We start from the raw sequence: 18581 nt of genomic DNA, 5'->3' as shown, positions 1-18581 counted from the left end.
TCCCTGGAGCATTGCAGGTGAACGGACGTTCGCAGGAGATGCTCCAGGGCGTTTGCCGCCGCGGTCGCGGCCCATGCTCCAGCCTGTTGTTTTCAGCCCCTCTTCACCCGATCAGGTGAGTCCACCTGAGCGGCCCCTGCTCCGGGCCATGGCTTGATCGCGTGAGTCACGCTCCCGGGCCGCCGCCCCTTGATCTGTCCAGGGCGCGAGAGGGCTGCAACCCGTCCGCATCGCGGTTGTTGGGGGCAGGGCCTCCCCCTCCTCCCGTTTGGTGATGCTTTTCATGGTTTGCGCGAAACCGGACCCAGGCAGGACGGGCCTGCTGCAGCTGGGCGCCGTTGCGCTGGGCCTGTGGCTGTCCATCGCCGATCCGGCACGCGCGCAGAGGCCGACGGATTGCCCGGTCCAGGGCAGGGAGACCCAGCCCTACCGCAACACCCGGTGGGGCGTCAGCCTGATGCGCCACCCCGGCTTCGTGCTCGATCCCGGCAGCGTCACCCCGAACGGGGACAGCGTCAGGTTCTGGACGGCGGATCGCCGCGCGACCGCCGTCGTGACGAGCCTGCGCCAACGCGCCGATCAATCGATCCTGGATCTGCTGGCCGAAGCCCGGCAGGACATCCTGGTCAACAGCCGCGGCGAAATCACCTACCAGCGGCGGCGGGACAACTGGTTCGTCCTGTCGGGCTATGTCGCGGGCCGCATCTTTTACCAGCGCACCTTCCTGGCGCGCGATCGTCAGGCGACCTCGACCCTGCTCGTGGAATTCCCGCGCGACATGCTCCCCTGCTTCGACCGGGCCGTGACGACGATGTCGCTCTCCTTCAGGGAATGGCCCTGATTCAAGGAATGCCCCTGGGGCGGCGGGGGCCTGCGCGGCGCGTCACCCGGACGGCAGGTTGACGACCAGACGCCGCTTTTGCAGTCTCCTGTCAAAATCCGCCTTCGGGAGCACGCCAGCGCATCATTCCAGGGCCTCGGGCCGCGGGAGCATGGATGCGCCGGACGCAGGAGAGTTCGTGGCCGGGCGCGGCCACGCTGCGGCCATTGCTGCGGACCGGTTTGTCGCGGCTGTCCGACACGGTGGGGCCGCGGCGATGGCGGGTCGTGCGCCCGGCGCAGCCCGGCCTCCCATGCGGCCGCCGCCCACCGGCCCTGGCCTCGATCGATGGTCGCGCGGCCCTTCCGGGCCATGGAGCGGCGCTGCCCCGTCTCCATTCCCGCCCGACCTGAACGGAGATCACCATGAACGACACGGACGCCGCCGATTTCCAGGCGCTGCTGCGCATCGCCGGCATCGCCATCCCCCCCGACCGCATCCCCGTGATGCTGGATGCCTATCGGCACTGGCTGGCCCTGGTCGCGGTGCTGGACGAGCCGATGCCGATGGCCGAGGAGCCCGCCGCGGCGCCGCGGTTCGGGGGTGCGGCGTGATCCCCGCGCCGGTTCCGAGCCTCGCCGAGGCCGCCGCCGCCATCGCAGAGGGCAGCCTCTCGCCCGTCGCGCTGACCGAGCAGGCCCTGGCGCGGATCGCGGCGCTGGAGCCCTCCCTGAACGCCTTCATCACCCTTGCGGCGGATCGGGCGCGGGCCAGCGCCGCCGCGGCCGAGACGGAGATCCGCGCCGGCCGCCGGCGCGGGCCGCTGCACGGCATCCCCTATGCGCTGAAGGACATCTACGACGCGGCCGGCCTGCCGACCACGGCGCATTCGCGCGTCCTCGGCGCGGACAACCTGGCGCAGACGGATGCCGCGACCACGGCGCTGCTGGAGGCCGCGGGCATGGTGCTGCTCGGCAAGCTCGCCACGCACGAATTCGCCCGCGGCGGCCCGACCGACCCGCTCGCCTGGCCGGCGGCCAAGAATGTCTGGAACCCGGCGCATTTCGCCGGCGGCTCCTCCTCCGGCTCGGGAACCGCCGTTGCCTCCGGCATGGTGGCGATGGCCATGGGCTCCGACACCGGCGGCTCCATCCGCCTGCCGGCCGCCTTCCAGGGCATCGTCGGGCTGAAGCCGAGCTATGGCCGCGTCAGCCGCCGCGGCGTCGTCCCGCTCTCCTTCGGCATGGACCATACCGGCCCGCTCACCCGGACGGTGGAGGACTGCGCCATGGCGATGCAGGTCCTGGCGGTGCACGACCCGCTCGACCCCGGCAGCGCCGACAGGCCGGCCGGGGATTACCTCGCCGGGTTGCGGGCCGGCGTGCAGGGCCTGACCATCGGCTGGGCCCGCGCCTTCGACGAGGCAGCCGGGCTGAGCCCGGACCAGCAGGCGGCGATGGCGGAGGCCGTGCGGGTGCTGCGCGGCCTCGGCGCCCGGGTGGTGGAGATCGCGCTGCCGTCCATGCGCCGCTTCGAGGCGGCGACCTGGACCATCATCCATGCCGAGAGCTTCGCCATCCACCAGGACCACCTGCGCCGCACCCCGGAGCTCTATGGCCGGGTGACGCGGGAGCGCATCCAGCTCGGCGCCTTCGTCACCGGGCCGCACTACGTCCAGGCGCAGCGGTTGCGGCGGATGCTGACGCAGGAGGTGGATGCGGTGCTGGCGCGCTGCGACGCGATCCTCTGCGCCCCCGCCGCCGGCGAGGCGCCGGCCCTGGCCCAGGTGGATGAGGGACCCTGGCGCCGGCAGCAGCCGCTGACCGCGCCCTTCAACTGCACCGGCCATCCGGCGATCTGCCTGCCCGCCGGCTTCGGCGCCCAGGGCCTGCCGCTCTCCGTGCAGATCGCCGGGCGCGCCTTCGACGAGGCGACGGTGCTGCGCATCGCCCATGCCTTCGAGCAGGCGACCGAATGGCACACCCGCCGCCCGCCGGAGGCCTGGGGATGACCGCCTTGCGCCATCCGCCGCTCGCCGCGGCGCGCCGCCTCGCGGCGGGACCGGCCGAGGCCCTTCGGCCCTCCGCCCTCCGCGGCCGTCGAGGGCAGACCTGCCGCCGGCGGAGGCAGATGGGCCGGCTAGGCGGTGCCGCTGCCAGGGTTGCGGGCAGTTGGCCGGCCGGGCGAGGCCGGAGGCCGGGGCCGCTCCGCGACAGGCGGGAGGCCGTCGCCCGGCGCGGCGCCGCCCCGGGCTGATCGGCCGCCGCCGGGCGGGTGGCGGCGCGCGCCTTGCTTGATCCCTTCCCCATGCAGGCAAGGGGACAGAGGACCATGCGAAGCAGCATCGAACGCCGCGGCCTGTTGCGCGGCGCGGGTGGCGGCCTGCTGGCGGCGACGCTGCCCTGGGACCTGGCGCAGGCCCAGGGCGCGGGCCTGCTGCGCGTCGGCATGACCGCCTCGGCCGTGCCGATGTCGAACGGCGTGCCGGACCAGGGCGGCGAAGGCCACCGCTTCATGGGCATCACGCTCTACGACCAGCTCGTCACCTGGGACCTGTCGAAAACCGACCAGCCCGCCGGGCTGCGGCCCTGCCTCGCCACGGCCTGGCGGATCGATCCGGCCAATACCCGGCGCTGGATCTTCACGCTGCGGGAGGGCGTGCGCTTCCACGACGGCAAGGTGATGACGGCCGAGGACGTCGCCTTCTCCTTCGACCGCGCCTTCCTGACGGGGGCGCCGCATTTCGACCCGCGCGCCAGCGCCCAGGCGCGCATCCGCCTGCCGACGCTGGCCGCCTGGCGGGCCGAGGGGCCGCACACCTTCATCCTGGAGACGACGCGGCCCGACAGCCTGATCCCCTATGGCATCACCTATATCGGGATCACGCATCGCGGGGCCTGGGAGGCGGCCGGCCGGAGCTGGGACAGCTTCCTGGAGAAGGCGATCGGCAGCGGGCCCTGGAAGCTGGAGAGCTTCGCGGTGCGCGAGCGCGCCGTGCTGGCGCGCAACCCGGATTACTGGGATGCGGCGCGCATCCCGAAGCTCGACAAGGTGCTGCTGCTGCCGCTGCCCGAGGCGAACACGCGGGTCGCCGCGCTGCGCAGCGGCCAGGTGGACTTCATCGAGGCGCCGCCGCCCGATGCCTGCCCGGCGCTGCGGCAGGCGGGCTTCCAGGTCGTCACCAACCAGTATCCGCACAACTGGACCTATCATTTCTCGATGGTCGAGGGCTCCCCCTGGCGGGACGTCCGGGTGCGGCGCGCGGCGAACCTGGCGATCGACCGCGACGGCATGGCCCAGATGCTGGGCGGGTTGATGAAGCCGGGGCTCGGCCTGGTCGTCGAGGGGCATCCCTGGTACGGCGCCCCACGCTTCCGCCCCCGCTACGCGCCGGACGAGGCGCGCAAGCTGCTGGCGGAGGCAGGCTTCTCGCCGCGCAACCCGCTCCGCACCAAGGTCGCCATCTCCCCCTCCGGCTCCGGCCAGATGCAGCCGCTGCCCATGAACGAAGCCGTGCAGCAGAACCTGAAGGAGATCGGCATCGACATCGCCTTCGAGGTCATCGAGTGGAACGCCCTGCTCGGCATCTGGCGGGACGGGGCGAAGGCCCCCTCCAACCGCGGGGTCACGGCGCTCAACGTCTCCTACGGCGCGGCCGATCCCTATTCCGGCTTCGTGCGCTTCCTGAAGACCGACCTCGCCCCGCCCGTCGCCAACAATTGGGGCTATTTCAGCGACCCGGCCTACGACGCCATCATCGACCGGCTCAACGAGACCTTCGATCCCGCCGCCCAGGACGCCCTGGTGGCGGAGCTGCACGGCAAGGTGGTGGAGGATGCCCTGTTCCTCTTCATCGCCCATGACCTGAACCCGCGCGCCATGAGCAGGAAGGTCCGGGGCTTCGTCCAGGCCCAGAGCTGGTTCCAGGACCTCACGCCGATCAGCCTGGGCTGATCCGGAGCGCAGGACGGTTTCACCGTCCTGCCCTGCGGGCCGCAGGCCAGCACGTCCTGCACCGGGCATGAGGCCAGGCGCCGCGTGGCGCAGGAGACAGGTCGCGGCGAATTCTGCGACGAGGGGGATCATGGGCAAGGCGTGAACCTTGCCTTACAAACACGAAAGCCCTAGACGCCCGAAATGAGAATGACAAGCATTCTCATATTAATGTCGGGGCATATCAATGACAGGTAGCGTCGAGCGGTCGGTCCAATCCACGGGGGGATGGCGCCGCGGTCGGCCCTTGCGTCGCACGCCGTATGCAGCGGCTCTGCTCACCACCTCCGTCCTGATCGCGGCGCCGGCGAGCGGCCAGACCGGCGCGGACGGGGCGGAGCCGGGCAGCGCCATCCACTTGCCGGAAATGCGCATCAACGCCGGCCTGCCGCCGGCCACGGCGCCGGTCCGCGGCTTCCTCGCCGAGAGCGCGGCGACCGGCACCAAGACCAACACGCCGCTGATCGAGGCGCCGCAATCCATCTCGGTCATCCCGCGCGACCAGATCGAGGCCCTGGCGCCGCAGAACCTCAACTCCATCCTGCGCTACACGCCGGGCGTGGCGGTGGACACGCGCGGCACGGTGTCGCGCCTCGACCAGTTCACGATCCGCGGCTTCTCGGCCACGCAGTTCCTCGACGGCATGCGGGTCTTCGGCGGCCGCGACGCCAACCCGAGCGTCGACCCCTACCGGCTGGAGCGCGTCGAGGTGCTGCGCGGCCCGGCCTCGGTGACCTATGGGCAGGCCGGCCCGGGCGGCCTCGTGAACCTCGTCAGCAAGCGCCCGACCGAGACGCCCTACCGCGAATTCCTGCTCCAGGGCGGCAGCTTCGGGACCTTCCGCGCCGGCGCCGATCTCAGCGGCGCGCTCAACGAGAACCGCAGCGTGCTCGGGCGCGTCGTCACCTCCTATTCGCGCTCCGACACGCAGATCGACCAGGCGCGCGAGGAGCGCTACTTCATCGCGCCCTCGCTCACCCTCCGGCCGACCGCCGACACGACCATCACCCTGCTCGGCCTCTACCAGCGCGATCCCTGGGGCGGCACCTATGGCGGCGTGCCGGCCTATGGCTCGGTCCTCTACAACCCCTATGGCAAGACCCGCTCGAGCTTCTGGGACGGCGACCCGAGTTTCGACCGCCTGAACCGCACGCAATACCAGCTCGGCTATGCCGCCGAGCACCGCTTCAACGAGAACCTGGTGGCGCGCCAGAATTTCCGCTGGTCCCACACCGACTTCTACTACCGCCAGGCCAACTACACGACGCTCTCGGCGAACTACCGCACCGCGCCGCGCGGGATGACCGGGACGCAGGGCGACTTCGACACGATCACCCTCGACAACCAGCTCGAAGGGCGCTTCGGCACGGGACCGGTGAACCACACGCTGCTGGGCGGGCTCGACTATTTCCGCGTCGACAGCGACACCTCCGCCGGCTCGGTCCAGGCGGGCGTCCCGTCCATCGACATCTTCGCGCCGGTCTACGGCGTGCGCATGCCGAACCTGACCTATTCCACGCGCACCCTGCAGAACCAGAGCGGCGTCGGCCTCTATCTCCAGGACCAGATGCGCTGGGGGCCGATCACGGTGCACCTCAGCGGCCGCCACGACTGGTACGACTCGCTCACCCGCGCGACGGCGCTGGCCACCGGCGCAGTCACCCGCACGCCCTTCGACACCAGCGCCTTCACCGGCCGCGCCGCCATCCTCTACCAGACCAATATCGGCCTCGTGCCCTACTACTCCTACACGGAGAGCTTCGAGCCGCAGACCGGCACCTTCGCGCCGGCCCGCGGCGGCGGCCCCTTCGAGCCGACCACCGGGCAGCAGCATGAGGTCGGCATCCGCTACCAGCCGCCCGGCGTGAACGCGCTGTTCACGGCGGCGCTGTTCGACCTGCGGCGGCAGAACGTGCTGACGACCGACCCGGAGAACATCACCTACTCCGTGCAGAGCGGCGAGATCCGCACCCGCGGCGCCGAGTTGGAGGCGCGCGCGACCCTGGCCAGGGGCATCAACCTCGTGGCGAGCTACACCTATCTCGACAGCGAGTACACGAGCAGCAATTCCACGGTGACCCTGGACCGTCTGCTCGGCACGCGGACCACCACCCGGCCGCAGCGCGGGACGGTGCCGACCTCGGTGCCGAACCACATGGCCTCCGCCTTCCTGCAATACAGCTTCCAGCCCGACACGCGGATGCAGGGCCTGACGGTCGGCGGCGGCGTGCGCTATGTGGGCCAGAGCTGGGGCGACCCGGCGAACACGCTGCGCGTGCCGGACGTGACGCTGCTGGACCTGATGGCGCGGTATGAGCTGGGCCATCTGAGCCCCTCGCTCAACGGCGCCAGCCTGCAGCTGAACGTCAGCAACCTCACCGACGAGAAATACGTCTCGTCCTGCTTCTCCTATGGCTTCTGCTTCTGGGGCTATCGCCGCTCGGCGCTGGCGACTCTGCGGTACCGGTTCTGACCAGGGCCGCCGGCCGGGGCGCCCCGGCCGGCGGCCTCCGGGGCGGAGCGCCGCGCATCGTGCCGTTTCCCGAAACGATGGCGCGGCGGGAGGAAGCGGCGAACACCAGTCTCCGAGGCGCCGATGCGGGCAGGAGACGCCGCATCGTGCCAGCCCGTGGCCGCCACGGACGAGCGCACCCCCGCTCGACGCAGCGCAGCATGTCTTGCCGATGCATTCGCCGCGCCGGTGCCATGCGATCCTGGCCGCGCGATGCTCGATCTGGCCGCCGTGAACTGTAGGCGGCCGCGCAGCGGATGCTGCCTGTCCTTTCAGGCCGGATAGCCGCCGTCACTGTCGCGCCGTCACTGTCGCGCCATGAGTGTCGCGATTGAGTGACCCCGGTCGGCGCCCGGCCCCCGTCAGGATGCGCCCGCCCCTCGGCACAGCACAGCCGCGATGCCGAGGGGCCAAGACATCCATCTGGGAGGACTTCGTGCTGCATCGACGCTCCGCCATCGCCGCGGCTGCCCTCGCCCTGGCTGCGCCTCGCCTCGCCCGCGCCGCCGACACCACCGGCATCACGGCCGACGAGATCCGCATCGGCAACACTGCCCCCTACAGCGGACCGGCCTCCGCCTATGGCACCATCGCCCGGTGCGAGGCCGCCTTCTTCAGGATGGTGAACGAGCGAGGGGGCGTCGCCGGCCGGAAGGTCACCTTCCTCAGCTATGACGACGGCTACAGCCCGCCCAAGACCGTCGAGCAGGTCCGCCGGCTCGTGGAGCAGGACCGTGTCGCCTGCCTCTTCCAGAATGTCGGGACGGCCTGCAACAGCGCCATCGTGCGCTACGCCAACCAGCGGAAGGTGCCGCACCTCTTCGTCGGATCCGGTGCGGACAAGTGGGGCAATTACCAGGATACGCCCTGGTCCATCGGCTGGCAGCCGAGCTACCGGATCGAGGCGCAGATCTACACGCACCACATGCTGCGCGAGCGCCCGGATGCGAAGCTCGCGCTGCTCTACCAGAATGACGACTTCGGCAAGGATTACGTCGTCGGCGTGCGCGACGTGCTGAAGGATCGGTTCAACGCCGTGGTGCGGACCGCCTCCTTCGAGGTGACGGATCCGACCGTCGACAGCCAGATCCTCTCGCTGCAATCGAGCGGCGCCGAGGTGCTCCTCACGGCCGCGACGCCGAAATTCGCGGCCCAGGCGATCCGCAAGGTCCACGATGTCGGCTGGCGCCCCGCGCTGCACTTCCTGACGAATGTCTCCATCTCGGCGGGCGCGGTGATGAACCCGGCCGGGCCGGAGAAGGGCACGGGCATCATCACCTCGGCCTATCTGAAGGATTCCACCGACCCAAGCTGGCGCGACGACCCCGGGATGCAGGAGTGGCGCGCCTTCATGCAGCAATACTACCCCGATGGCGACCTGACCGACGCCGGCAACGTCTTCGGCTATGGGATCGCGGCGACGATGCTCCAGGTCCTCCGCCAATGCGGCCGGGACCTGTCACGCGAACGGCTCATCCAGGAGGCGGCCAACCTGCGGACCGTGGAGGTTCCGGTGCTGTTGCCCGGCATCCGCGTCGATACCGGCCCGGCCAATTACCACCCGATCCGTCAGATGCAGCTGGCCCGATGGACGGGAACCACCTGGCAGCGGTTTGGGGGCGTCTTCGAGGGCGCGACGGCCAGTTGAGCGGGCTGGTCGGTTCTCCCGTCGCGCAGGATCGGCGCCGGCCGTGGCCGATGTCGGGTCGCGGCATGCCGGGGGGCGCGCCCCAGCCTCGCCCCGGATCGCCCGGGGCGGCGACCTGCGAACCTGCCCCGTCGCGACCAGCGGCTCGCGGGAAGGCCCAGGTTACGGGAGCCGGCCTCGTTGCGGCGCCACACGCCAACGGCTCTCCCGCGGCAGCGGACCGGACGCGGAGGACTCGTTTCGAAAGGCGTGGTGTAGCGGCGGAAACTGAAAGCGAAAACTCTCTGGCCGAGCATTTCGTGGTGCGGATTGGCGGTGACCTGTGAGGCTCTTGCGGCGCCCGCGCTGCCTACCTCCAGGGCGGCGCAAACTGCATCACCCCGCATCGAACCGAACCGACACCATTTTAATTCAGGCTCTCTGTCTTTAATTCAGGCTCTCTGTCGCGGGCTTGATATTGCCGCAAGACCGCGCCGCGTACGAGGACGACGCTGGGAGGCTCAATGCCATCGCCCGGATACATCTGCGCCGTACATGATGACCTTTGGAAACCTCGTGGTGACGGATAGCTTGAAGTGGCGGTAACTCTCTTCGGCCTGTTCCCGGCTGAACCGTGCCAAAGTGAAATTTGTTGAAAAGATATTACTGTAATAGAAGAATGGTGCTTTTGCAGGCGAGGCAGAGATCAGAGCCTTAACGTCGGCTGGATGGAACAGGTCGCAAGGGGCGAATTGGACGCTCGCGGATCTGAACCGCCGCCAGAGTTGCTTGAATCGGTCTTCTCCGCCGAACTCGCGAAGAAGTCGCTGCTGATACAAGCTGCTCATGAACCGCACCTATCTCGGCGAGGCGGTGCACAAGGGGACGTCCTATCCCGGCGAGCATGCGGCGATCGTGCCGCAGGCGCTGTGGGATCGGGCACACGCCATCCTCGCCGAGCCCGCGCACCCGTGCCGCGAAGTCGCGGCAGAAGTCGCCGGCGCTGTTGCGCGGGCTGCTGTTCGGATCGGATGGGCGGGCGATGTCTCCCACCCACACCCGGAAGGGTGGCCGGCTCTATCGGTACTATGTCAGCCAGGTGCTGCTGCAGGGCGGAGCCAACGACGCGCCGCACCGGCGCCTTCCGGCGGGTGAGATCGAAGGGCTGGTGATGGCCCAGGTCCGCGCGCTGCTGCACCAGCCGGAGGTGGTCGTCGGTACCTGGCGCGCAGCGCGGGTTGAGGCGCCGGACGTGACAGAGGGTGAGGTGCGGGACGCGCTGGGGCGGCTCGATCCGCTGTGGGACGAACTCTTCCCGGGCGAGCACGAGCGCATCGTCCGTCTGCTGGTCGAGCGGGTGACGGTCGGCGACGCCGGGGCGGAGATCAAGCTGAACCTGGACGGGCTCGCCGGGCTGGCGAGAGATCTGGCGGCGAAGGAGCGCGTGGCGGCATGACGAGTATGACGGTGGTAGTGCCGATGACCATCCGGCGGCGCGGGGGACGGAAAGCGATCGTCGGGCCGGATGGCGCGCCGGTCGCCGCTGCCTCGGACGCCCTCGGGGTGCTCCAGACGCAGGGCGATCCGGTCCTGGTGAAGGCCCTGGTGCGGGCGTTCCGCTGGTGGCGCATGTTGGAGGAAGGTCGGTATGGGTCGATTCGCGATCTTGCCACCGGTGAGGGGATTGACCGCGCCTATGTCGGCCGAGTGCTCAATCTGACGTTGCTGGCCCCTGCGCTGGTTGAGGCTATCCTCGATGGGCGGGACATAGAGGCCCCATCTTGGGAATACCATCCGTCAACCCGATCCATGCTGGGATCCACTCGAATCGTTGACCAAGCTATCCGCAGGGCCCTATGAAACGGTCGCGGGGCAAAGCATCTGCCGAGCTCAGAAAGCGTCCGTGGCCAACGAGGCAAGTGCTCGTGGCACGGGTGATTTCGCATGTTGGGGGGCATGATGCTTTTAACATTTGGGCCGTTCGGATGCGCCGCGGCATGAGTCATGAGGTGTTCGCGCGTAGGTTCTGCTTCAGTGTGTCCGGAGTGGGTGAGTGGAAGGAGGAGCGCGGGCGGTCCGAATCCAGCGTTCTCCTCAGCGGAATTCTGCGCGACAACCAGGTTGGACTGGTTGCACTTTCGACCGTGCTTGGCGCTAACCCCCGATGAAGCCTGTCTACAAGACCAAGCATGGGCAACTGCTCAACGCCAAGATCGAAGACGCGCTGCAAGCACCCCCGCTGATGGCGGCGGCGGGGAAGGTCAACCTTATCATGACGTCGCCGCCGTTTCCTCTCGTCCGGAAGAAGAAGTACGGCAACGAGACTGGGCAGCAGTACGTGGACTGGCTCAAGAGCTTGGCTCCGCGGCTGTCGGATATCCTTGCGGAGGACGGCTCGATCGTCATCGAAATCGGCAACGCTTGGGAGGCGGGCAAGCCTGTCATGTCGACGCTGCCGCTTGAGGCGCTCCTCGCCTTCAAGGCGGCTGCAAACCTCGAGCTATGCCAGCACGTCATCTGCCACAACCCTGCCCGTCTGCCGAGTCCTGCAGCGTGGGTAAACGTCGAGCGCATCCGACTTAAGGACTCCTTCACACATGTGTGGTGGCTGGCGAAAACGTCCCGGCCGCGAGCGGACAATCGACGGGTGCTGACGCCGTACCGCAAGGACATGCAGCGCCTGCTCAGCTCTCAGAAGTACAATGCTGGCCGTCGTCCATCTGGCCACAAGATCTCGGAGAAGGGCTTTCTCACGGACCACGGGGGTGCGATCGCGCCGAACGTCGTCGACCCGAACAGCCTCCCTGAAGCGCTCATGCGCTTTTCCAACACGGGCTGGGACGCCGGCTACCGCAGATACTGTGCAGAGCAAGGCCTTGATCCTCACCCAGCTCGAATGCAGTCTGAGCTGGCCGCGTTCTTCATCGAGTTCCTTACCAAGCCTGGCGACCTGGTGGTCGATCCTTTCGCGGGATCCAACACGACCGGCGCGATTGCTGAGGCGCTCGGGCGCCGATGGCTTAGCGTCGAGGCGGACGCGGCGTATGCGGCGGGCTCTCGGGGAAGGTTTGAGGCCACGACGAAAACGCAAGCAGCGGGCCGCGACAGCGGGGCGGAGATCAGATGAGCCAGACCGAACAAGTCGAAGCCGAGCTTTCAATCGGTCCGCAGGCGCTCAACGCCTACAGCCGTCTCAGCTACACCATGTGGTACGCTTTGGCCGAGTTCATCGACAACTCGACGCAGTCGCGACTGAACTACGAAAGCGTCATTGACGATGTTCTCAAGGAGGAGGGTACACCTCTCGTCGTCGAACTAACGTACAACCGGCTCGCGCGGGAAATTACGATCAAGGACAACTCGATTGGGATGACGTGCGACGATCTCATCGCTGCACTGCGGATTGCACACCCTACCAACGACAGCAAGGGCCGTTCTAAGTACGGGATGGGCATGAAGACCGCCGCATGCTGGATCGGCAAGCAGTGGCGCATCACGACCTGCGAGTGGGGAAGTGGCGAGGAGTGGACCGCCGTAGTGGACGTGCCGAGCATCGCCAACAACAACAGCAAAATTCCACTCACGAGGCGTGCGGTTGGAACGGATGAGCACTACACGCGTATCACGATCACCGATCTCCACCGCAGTATCCAGCAGCGGACTGAGGAGAACATCCGCGGCTATCTGGGCTCAATGTACCGCTTTGACATAGTCGATGGCTTCCTGAAGATCCTCTACAATGGCGAAGAGATACCTGCCCCGGACGAGTACGACCTCGACACCGACGCGCAGGGCCAGCCGATGAGGCTGAAATTCGACGATGTGCCCATCGGTGGCAAGAAGGTCAGCGGCTGGGTGGGAGTGCTGCGCAGGGGTAGCGGCGGTCGAAAGTTTGGCGGCTTCTCTCTCTTCCAGAACCGGAGACAGATCCAAGGCTTCCCAAATGCGTGGAAGCCAAGGACCATCTTCGGTGGCGTCGACGACGAAGGCGCCAACAACTTGATTGCCCAGCGTCTCACTGGCGTCATCAACCTTGATGGATTTCAGGTTTCTCACACCAAAGACGCGATCCTCTTCGAAGGAAACGAAGAAGAGGATCTGGAGAGCTTCCTCGCAAAGCTCACGAAGGACTACCGCAACTACGCCGCGAAGAGGCGCAGCGAGAAGACACAAGCCTGGTCACGCGAAAAGGTCCGCGACCTTGTGCAGACGATGGCGAAGGAGTTTTCCAATCCAGAGATGTCCGATGCCGTTGCGAATACGCTACTGCCGCCGTTAGAGACGATTCTGGCCAGCAACCGCAAGCAGGCTAGCAGTCTGGATCCGAAGGACATCATCGCCGATTTCAGCATCGGCCAAGCCCTGAATGTCGTGGTCGCGCTCCAAGAGCGCAGCGAGTACGAGCCTTACCTCGTTATTGAGGCCAGCGCGGTGCCGGGCACGATCTATGTGCTGGTTAACAGCCTGCACCCGTATTACGCGTCGCTCGAGACTTCGGACGCCGTTGATGAATGCATCAGGCAATATATCTACGACGCCGTTGCTGAGTACCGCGTGTCGCAACTTGCCGGCCGGGTGTCGCCCGACAGCGTGCGTCGACTCAAGAACGAGCTGCTCCGCGTCCAGGAGGTCCGGGTCGGCAACGCGGCGGCCGAGGCCCAGGAGGCTCCAGGCTTGGCGGAGGCCGATGCGCCGCCCGCCGGCGCGTGAGCCAGGAAGGCTGTGGCCAGGGAGCTCCGCCGCTGGCAGGCCGAGGCGCTAGCCGCTTGGGAGGCCGGCGGCTGCCGCGGCATCGTGGGGGCGGTAACTGGGGGCGGCAAAACAGTCTTCGCTCTCGCCTGCATCGAACGCCGTAAGCCCGAGACGGCTCTCATTGTCGTCCCAACGGTCGCGCTGCTGGACCAATGGTGGGAGGAGACCGCGGCCCACTTCGGCTGGGCGCTTGACGAGGTGAACATTCTTTCCTCCCGAGGGCGGTTACGCGGGGGGACGGTGAACATCGGTGTCCTGAACACGGTGGCTAAGCTCGACGTCACCAGGAGCCGGGTCGGTGATCTCATGCTTGTCGTCGACGAGTGCCACAAGGCCGCGAGCCCGACTTTCAGGGCGGTTCTCGATGTCCCGGCCGCGGCCACCCTCGGCCTCTCCGCAACTCCAGAGAGGCCCTACGACGACGGCCTCGCAGAGGTGTTAGTGCCGGCGCTTGGCCCAGTGATCTACCAGTACACTTACGCCGAGGCCCTTCGCGACGGCGTCATCGTCCCGTTCGAGCTGCGCAATCTTGTGTTCGAGCTCGAGCCAGAACGGGCAGAAGAGTACGAACGACTCACTCGCAAGATCGCGCGCGTCGTATCGAAGCTCGGCTCCGACGCGCCTGAGGCCGTGGCGCTATACCTGCGACGTGCGCGGGGCCTGAACCTCAGCCAAAACAGGGTCGTGCTGACGCTGAAGCTGATCGCCGCGCACCGCGGCCATAGGACGATCGTGTTCCACGAGGATGTGGAGGCGTGCGAGGTGATCGCAGAGGTACTGCGCGCCAACGGGATCTCTTCCGCGGCCTATCACTCGAAGCTCCCCATGCGGCATCGTGCCGACATGCTCGGCCTCTTCCGTGCAGGTGATCTCTCGGTCCTGGTCACGTGTCGTGCGCTAGACGAGGGCTTCAACGTGCCGGAAGCGCAGCTCGGCATCATTGCGGCGAGCACAGCGACCCGGCGGCAGCGAATCCAGCGTCTCGGGCGCGTGCTGCGTCCGTCAAAGACCAAGGACCAAGCGGTCGTCTACACGCTGGTAGCGACGGGGCCGGAGATAGCCCGGTTGAAGGAGGAAGAGGCCGAGCTTGAGGGCGTCGCCGACGTGTCCTGGAGCCGCGCATGAGGACGCTCGTGCTGCCCCAGGGGGCGACCTGGGACCTCTTTGATCTGTGCGATCCTGACGCCCCCGCTGAGACGGAATTCGAGGCAACTGCCGCTCGAGCCTTGGGCCGAGCCTACGCCGGTTACCGCTGTGTGGTGTTCGGCGGCTCATTTGACTACGAGGGCTCGATTCGGCGGCCCGACCTCGCGTTGGTCGCCAGGGACTACTCGCACTGGTTCGTCGTGGAAGTCGAGCTGCTGTCACACTCGCTGGAGGGCCATGTCCTTCCTCAGATGCGCGCGCTGCGCTTTGGCGAGCCTCAGGATGACTGCGCCCTGGTGCTCGCGCGTGAACTCTCGTTGCACCTCAGCCAAGCGCAGACGCTCTTGCGCGCCGTTCCAAGGTCCACGATCGTGATTGCAAACGGCCACAGCCGCGACTGGCAGGTCGCCCTACGCGCCCTCGACGTGGGCTACCTGTCTGTTTCCGCATTCAAGGCAGCTGATGGGCGCGAGGCCTTCGAAATTTGGGGGGCACTTGCGCCAGTGACAGAGAGCATCGGATTCGGTGTGTTCGTGTCGGCAGACGGCGCTTTGCGTATGGCGCGCACGGTCCGGCTGCCGGAGGGCTCCGTTCAAATCGAGGCGGAACACGGAAGCGTTGGGCTCTGGACCGTCCGGCGCGACGAGCGCTTTGCCTGGATTTCGAAGGATCAGGGACGGCCAACTCTTCCCGACGACGCGAGGGTGCAACTACTCAGAAACGCCAACGGCCGAATTCTGCTCAGGAGAACGGATAGCCGTACCCCATAGCCCCGGAGCGGGCCAAAGTGCTTCGCATCAGTCCAACGCGCGTCCTCGCCCCCCCCATAAGGAAGCTCTAACCCAGCGACTCTTCGCCCACGGGCATCCAAGGCTTTTGGAGGCTTTCAGCGTGGCTGGTTAATCGGCCAAGTCGCCAGGTCCGGAGACAAACGGACGGAGCGAGAGTGTTCTGGGCCGTCGCTCCGCGGGCACAGTAGCCAGCCGAAGCACAAAAACTGCGGAAAACCTGCGCCTGACGGCGAGGTCCCCGCAGGGGAGAACAATTGAGCTAGGTGGAAATGGTGTCCCCGGCGGGATTCGAACCCACGGCCCCCAGATTAGGAATCTGGTGCTCTATCCGGCTGAGCTACGGAGACGTGATGCCCGCTTAGCACACCGGCCGCGGCGCTAGAAGCGCCCTGTCCATCCGCCGACGCAAGCAACCGGCCCGGCCCCGCGCCCGTTGGCCCGGATGGCGTCGTTAGGAAAAATTTCGATCATGGCCAGCTCCATCCAAGACATCTACCTCACCGGCCTGCGCAACGCGCATGCCCTCGAGGCGCAGGCGGACCAGCTGCTCTCCCGCCAGGTGGAGCGGATCGAGAACTACCCGGCCATGCGCCAGCGCCTGCAGCAGCATATCGAGGAGACCCGCCGCCAATCGCAGCGGCTGGAGCAGATCCTGCAGGCGCACGGCACCAGCGCGAGCACGCTGAAGGATCTTGCCACCGGCTTCATGGGCAATATGGCGGCCCTCGCCCATGTCCCGATGCAGGACGAGATCCTGAAGAACAGCTTCGCCAATTACGCCTTCGAGCATTTCGAGATCGCCTCCTACAAGGCGCTGATCGAGATGGCGCGCATGGCGGGCGACACGCAGGCCGAGCCGCTGCTGCAAGACTCGCTGAAGGAGGAGGAGGCGATGGCCGAATGGGCGGGCCAGGCCCTGCCCGAGGTCGTGCGCACCTATGTGCAGCGGGAGACCGAGGGCAAGACGGCGGGGATCTGACCCGGGCGACGCCCAACCGGCGGGCGCGGCGGCCCGCCGCCTCTCACCCCCGCCGCCGGAACCGCTCGACGGCGCTCACCAGCGCCGTCCGCACCCCGGGCTCGAGCGCCGAATGCCCGGCATCCGGCACCACCGTCAGCCGCGCCCGCGGCCAGGCCGCCACCAGGTCGAAGGCGGTCTCGGCCGGGCAGACCATGTCGTAGCGCCCCTGCACCACCTCGGCCGGGATATGCGCGATGCGGCCCATATGCGCGAGCAGCCCACCCTCCGGCAGGAAGAGGTCGTGCGCGAAGTAATGCGCCTCGATCCGCGCCAGGCCGAGGGCAGTGCGGTCCTGCGCGAAGCTCGCCACCGTGTCCGGGCTCGGCAGCAGGGTGCTGCAGCTTCCCTCGTACTGGCTCCAGGCGCGGGCCGCCGGCAGGTGCACCATCGGGTCGGGGTCGCAGAGCCGGCGCAGATAGGCGCCGAGGATGTCGCCCCGCTCCTCGGCCGGCAGATGCTCGACGAAGGCCGCCCAGGCATCGGGGAAGACCCGGCGCAGCCCGGTCAGGAACCACTCCACCTCGGCCTGGCGGCCGAGGAAGACGCCGCGCAGCACGCAGCCGGTGACCCGCTCGGGATGCGCCTGGGCATAGGCGAGGGCGAGCGTCGAGCCCCAGGAGCCGCCGAAGAGCAGCCAGCGCTCGATGCCGAGCGAGCGGCGCAGCGCCTCGATATCGGCGACGAGATGCGGCGTCGTGTTCTCCCGCAGTTCGCCGAGGGGGCGGGAGCGGCCGGCGCCGCGCTGGTCGAAGATCACCACGCGCCAATGGCCGGGATCGAAGAAGCGGCGATGCACCGCCCCCGCCCCGGCCCCCGGCCCGCCATGCAGGAACAGCGCGGGCTGGCCGCGGGGATTGCCCACCTGCTCCCAGTACATGACATGGCCGCCGGACAGCGGCAGCAATCCGGTCTCATAGGGAGCGATATCGGGGAACAGGTCGCCGCGCGGCATGGGGGCAATATCCCCGGCGCGCGGCCCGCCGGCAACAGCGGCGTCGCCGGAAACGCGCCCCGATCCGCCCGGGGCGTGCCGCCCGGGGGCGCCCGGGGGCCAGCCTGGCAACACGGTCCCGCGGAATCGTCGGCCGCGGCCATGTCGCCCCTTCGGTTTTCCCATGAGCATGCCTACGTTTGCGCCGATGCCGGCCCCGTCCTCCGCCCCGTCCCGGCCCCCCGCGGCCGAAGCCCTGCCGCGCTGTGCCGTCTGCGGCACCGGCAGCCGGCAGCCGCCCTTCCGCCCGAACCCGCCGGAGCAGGCGCCGGACCTCGATCTGCGGCCGGGCGAGCCGGTGCGCTCCACCATGGCGCGCTGGCTGCAGCAATGCCCCTCCTGCGGCTATGCCGCGCCGAACATCGCCAAGGCGCATCCGGCGGCGGCGCAGGCGGTGGCCGCCGCCCCCTTCCGCGCCCTGCTGGCCGAGGCGAGCCACCCGCCGCTGGCCCGCCGCTTCCTCGCCTGGGCGCATGTGCTGGAGGAGACGGGCGCGCTGCACGCGGCGGCCGAGGCGACGCTGCAGGCCGCCTGGGTGGCGGACGACCTCCACCAGGAGGAGCTCGCCCGGCACTGGCGGCTGGAGGCGGTGGCGCTCTGGCGCGGCGGCCCGCCGCTCGACCCCGAGCAGACCGTGCGCGTCATCGACGCGCTGCGCCGCGCCGGCGCCTGGGCGGATGCGGCGGCGACCGCCGAGACGCTCGGCCTCACCGACCCGCCGGAGGCCGTGGCGCAGGTGGTCGGGCTCGAGCTTCGCCTGATCGCCGCGCATGATGCCGGGCGGCACACCGTGGCGAGCGCCCTGCCGCCGCCGGCCCGGCGGCCGCATGTGGCGCATCAGCGGGTGGCGCGGCGCGGCGAGGGGCTGCTGGCGAGGCTGCGCCGCTGGCTCGGCCGCGGCTGATCCCATGGCGGCCCTGGCCTCGGG

The 18581-nt window shown here is 68.5% G+C and carries 16 protein-coding genes and 1 tRNA gene; 14 read left to right on the top strand and 3 right to left on the bottom strand.

The window, feature by feature from the left end; genetic code table 11:
• Nucleotides 1–274: 274 nt before the first annotated feature.
• From DOO78_RS18410 to DOO78_RS18390, 6 genes are all read left to right on the top strand, one after another.
• Entirely contained in the window at nt 275–841 is a 567-nt protein-coding gene (locus DOO78_RS18410) for a hypothetical protein (protein ID WP_128080088.1), read from the top strand.
• Between the two features lie 404 nt (nt 842–1245).
• Nucleotides 1246–1434: a hypothetical protein gene (locus tag DOO78_RS28205; RefSeq protein ID WP_243634596.1), complete on the top strand. Its 189-nt coding sequence runs from the start codon at nt 1246–1248 to the stop codon at nt 1432–1434.
• A complete protein-coding gene (locus tag DOO78_RS18405) occupies nt 1431–2831 on the top strand; it encodes an amidase (protein WP_243634595.1) in 1401 nt (466 codons plus the stop codon). The genes DOO78_RS28205 and DOO78_RS18405 overlap by 4 nt, the downstream gene beginning before the upstream one ends.
• A 320-nt stretch (nt 2832–3151) precedes the next feature.
• Nucleotides 3152–4774: an ABC transporter substrate-binding protein gene (locus tag DOO78_RS18400; protein ID WP_207802962.1), complete on the top strand. Its 1623-nt coding sequence runs from the start codon at nt 3152–3154 to the stop codon at nt 4772–4774.
• A gap of 286 nt (nt 4775–5060) precedes the next feature.
• Nucleotides 5061–7286 (top strand): TonB-dependent siderophore receptor, encoded by a 2226-nt coding sequence (locus DOO78_RS18395; protein ID WP_243634594.1) that lies wholly within the window; start codon nt 5061–5063, stop codon nt 7284–7286.
• A 475-nt stretch (nt 7287–7761) separates the two neighbouring features.
• Complete coding sequence (locus tag DOO78_RS18390; protein WP_207802961.1) at nt 7762–8973, top strand: ABC transporter substrate-binding protein; 1212 nt, start codon at nt 7762–7764, stop codon at nt 8971–8973.
• 500 nt (nt 8974–9473) lie between these two features.
• On the opposite strand, the gene DOO78_RS27120 is transcribed toward DOO78_RS18390, so the two are convergent.
• Nucleotides 9474–9800, bottom strand: coding sequence for a hypothetical protein (locus DOO78_RS27120; RefSeq protein WP_128080087.1), 327 nt, complete (start codon nt 9798–9800; stop codon nt 9474–9476).
• Nucleotides 9801–9994: 194 nt separating this feature from the next.
• Between DOO78_RS27120 and DOO78_RS18385 the strand changes: the two genes are divergently transcribed.
• The 6 genes from DOO78_RS18385 to DOO78_RS18360 all read left to right on the top strand — a co-directional run bounded on the left by DOO78_RS18385 (nt 9995) and on the right by DOO78_RS18360 (nt 15620).
• On the top strand, nt 9995–10408 hold the full coding sequence (locus DOO78_RS18385) for a site-specific recombinase (protein ID WP_111471330.1): 414 nt from the start codon (nt 9995–9997) through the stop codon (nt 10406–10408).
• Nucleotides 10405–10812, top strand: coding sequence for a hypothetical protein (locus DOO78_RS18380; protein ID WP_111471329.1), 408 nt, complete (start codon nt 10405–10407; stop codon nt 10810–10812). Before DOO78_RS18385 ends, DOO78_RS18380 begins: the two co-directional genes overlap by 4 nt.
• Before the next feature lie 304 nt (nt 10813–11116).
• Nucleotides 11117–12079 (top strand): DNA-methyltransferase, encoded by a 963-nt coding sequence (locus DOO78_RS18375; protein WP_111471328.1) that lies wholly within the window; start codon nt 11117–11119, stop codon nt 12077–12079.
• Nucleotides 12076–13662, top strand: coding sequence for an ATP-binding protein (locus DOO78_RS18370; protein WP_111471327.1), 1587 nt, complete (start codon nt 12076–12078; stop codon nt 13660–13662). Before DOO78_RS18375 ends, DOO78_RS18370 begins: the two co-directional genes overlap by 4 nt.
• A 12-nt stretch (nt 13663–13674) precedes the next feature.
• Nucleotides 13675–14829: a DEAD/DEAH box helicase gene (locus DOO78_RS18365; protein WP_111471326.1), complete on the top strand. Its 1155-nt coding sequence runs from the start codon at nt 13675–13677 to the stop codon at nt 14827–14829.
• The gene (locus DOO78_RS18360) at nt 14826–15620 is read left to right on the top strand and encodes a hypothetical protein (protein ID WP_111471325.1); all 795 of its coding nucleotides are present in this window, start codon (nt 14826–14828) and stop codon (nt 15618–15620) included. Before DOO78_RS18365 ends, DOO78_RS18360 begins: the two co-directional genes overlap by 4 nt.
• Before the next feature lie 291 nt (nt 15621–15911).
• Here DOO78_RS18360 and DOO78_RS18355 read toward each other — a convergent pair.
• Nucleotides 15912–15988, bottom strand: a tRNA-Arg gene (locus DOO78_RS18355).
• Nucleotides 15989–16110: 122 nt separating this feature from the next.
• On the opposite strand from DOO78_RS18355, the gene DOO78_RS18350 reads away from it, so the two are divergent.
• Nucleotides 16111–16620 carry a ferritin-like domain-containing protein gene (locus DOO78_RS18350; protein WP_111471324.1) on the top strand — a complete coding sequence of 170 codons (510 nt, stop codon included), beginning with the start codon at nt 16111–16113 and terminating at the stop codon, nt 16618–16620.
• Between the two features lie 43 nt (nt 16621–16663).
• Here DOO78_RS18350 and pip read toward each other — a convergent pair whose 3' ends face one another.
• On the bottom strand, nt 16664–17614 hold the full coding sequence (gene pip / locus DOO78_RS18345) for a prolyl aminopeptidase (RefSeq protein ID WP_111471323.1): 951 nt from the start codon (nt 17612–17614) through the stop codon (nt 16664–16666).
• 187 nt (nt 17615–17801) lie between these two features.
• Between pip and DOO78_RS18340 the strand changes: the two genes are divergently transcribed.
• The gene (locus DOO78_RS18340) at nt 17802–18557 is read left to right on the top strand and encodes a hypothetical protein (RefSeq protein ID WP_111471322.1); all 756 of its coding nucleotides are present in this window, start codon (nt 17802–17804) and stop codon (nt 18555–18557) included.
• Nucleotides 18558–18581: the final 24 nt, after the last annotated feature.

Origin of the sequence: Roseicella frigidaeris (assembly GCF_003258945.1) — a bacterium.
Classification (GTDB): domain Bacteria; phylum Pseudomonadota; class Alphaproteobacteria; order Acetobacterales; family Acetobacteraceae; genus Paracraurococcus; species Paracraurococcus frigidaeris.
The sequence above is the reverse complement of the archived record's forward strand: the minus strand, read 5'-3'. Positions and strand labels throughout refer to the sequence as shown.

Bases quoted from the DNA above. Each gene is read 5' to 3' on its own strand.
- DOO78_RS18410 (WP_128080088.1), top strand. From the start codon at position 275: ATGCTTTTCATGGTTTGCGCGAAACCGGACCCAGGCAGGACGGGCCTG.
- DOO78_RS28205 (WP_243634596.1), top strand. From the start codon at position 1,246: ATGAACGACACGGACGCCGCCGATTTCCAGGCGCTGCTGCGCATCGCC.
- DOO78_RS18400 (WP_207802962.1), top strand. From the start codon at position 3,152: ATGCGAAGCAGCATCGAACGCCGCGGCCTGTTGCGCGGCGCGGGTGGC.
- DOO78_RS27120 (WP_128080087.1), bottom strand. From the start codon at position 9,800: ATGAGCAGCTTGTATCAGCAGCGACTTCTTCGCGAGTTCGGCGGAGAA.
- DOO78_RS18385 (WP_111471330.1), top strand. From the start codon at position 9,995: ATGTCTCCCACCCACACCCGGAAGGGTGGCCGGCTCTATCGGTACTAT.
- DOO78_RS18380 (WP_111471329.1), top strand. From the start codon at position 10,405: ATGACGAGTATGACGGTGGTAGTGCCGATGACCATCCGGCGGCGCGGG.
- DOO78_RS18375 (WP_111471328.1), top strand. From the start codon at position 11,117: ATGAAGCCTGTCTACAAGACCAAGCATGGGCAACTGCTCAACGCCAAG.
- DOO78_RS18370 (WP_111471327.1), top strand. From the start codon at position 12,076: ATGAGCCAGACCGAACAAGTCGAAGCCGAGCTTTCAATCGGTCCGCAG.
- DOO78_RS18360 (WP_111471325.1), top strand. From the start codon at position 14,826: ATGAGGACGCTCGTGCTGCCCCAGGGGGCGACCTGGGACCTCTTTGAT.
- DOO78_RS18350 (WP_111471324.1), top strand. From the start codon at position 16,111: ATGGCCAGCTCCATCCAAGACATCTACCTCACCGGCCTGCGCAACGCG.
- pip (WP_111471323.1), bottom strand. From the start codon at position 17,614: ATGCCGCGCGGCGACCTGTTCCCCGATATCGCTCCCTATGAGACCGGA.
- DOO78_RS18340 (WP_111471322.1), top strand. From the start codon at position 17,802: ATGCCGGCCCCGTCCTCCGCCCCGTCCCGGCCCCCCGCGGCCGAAGCC.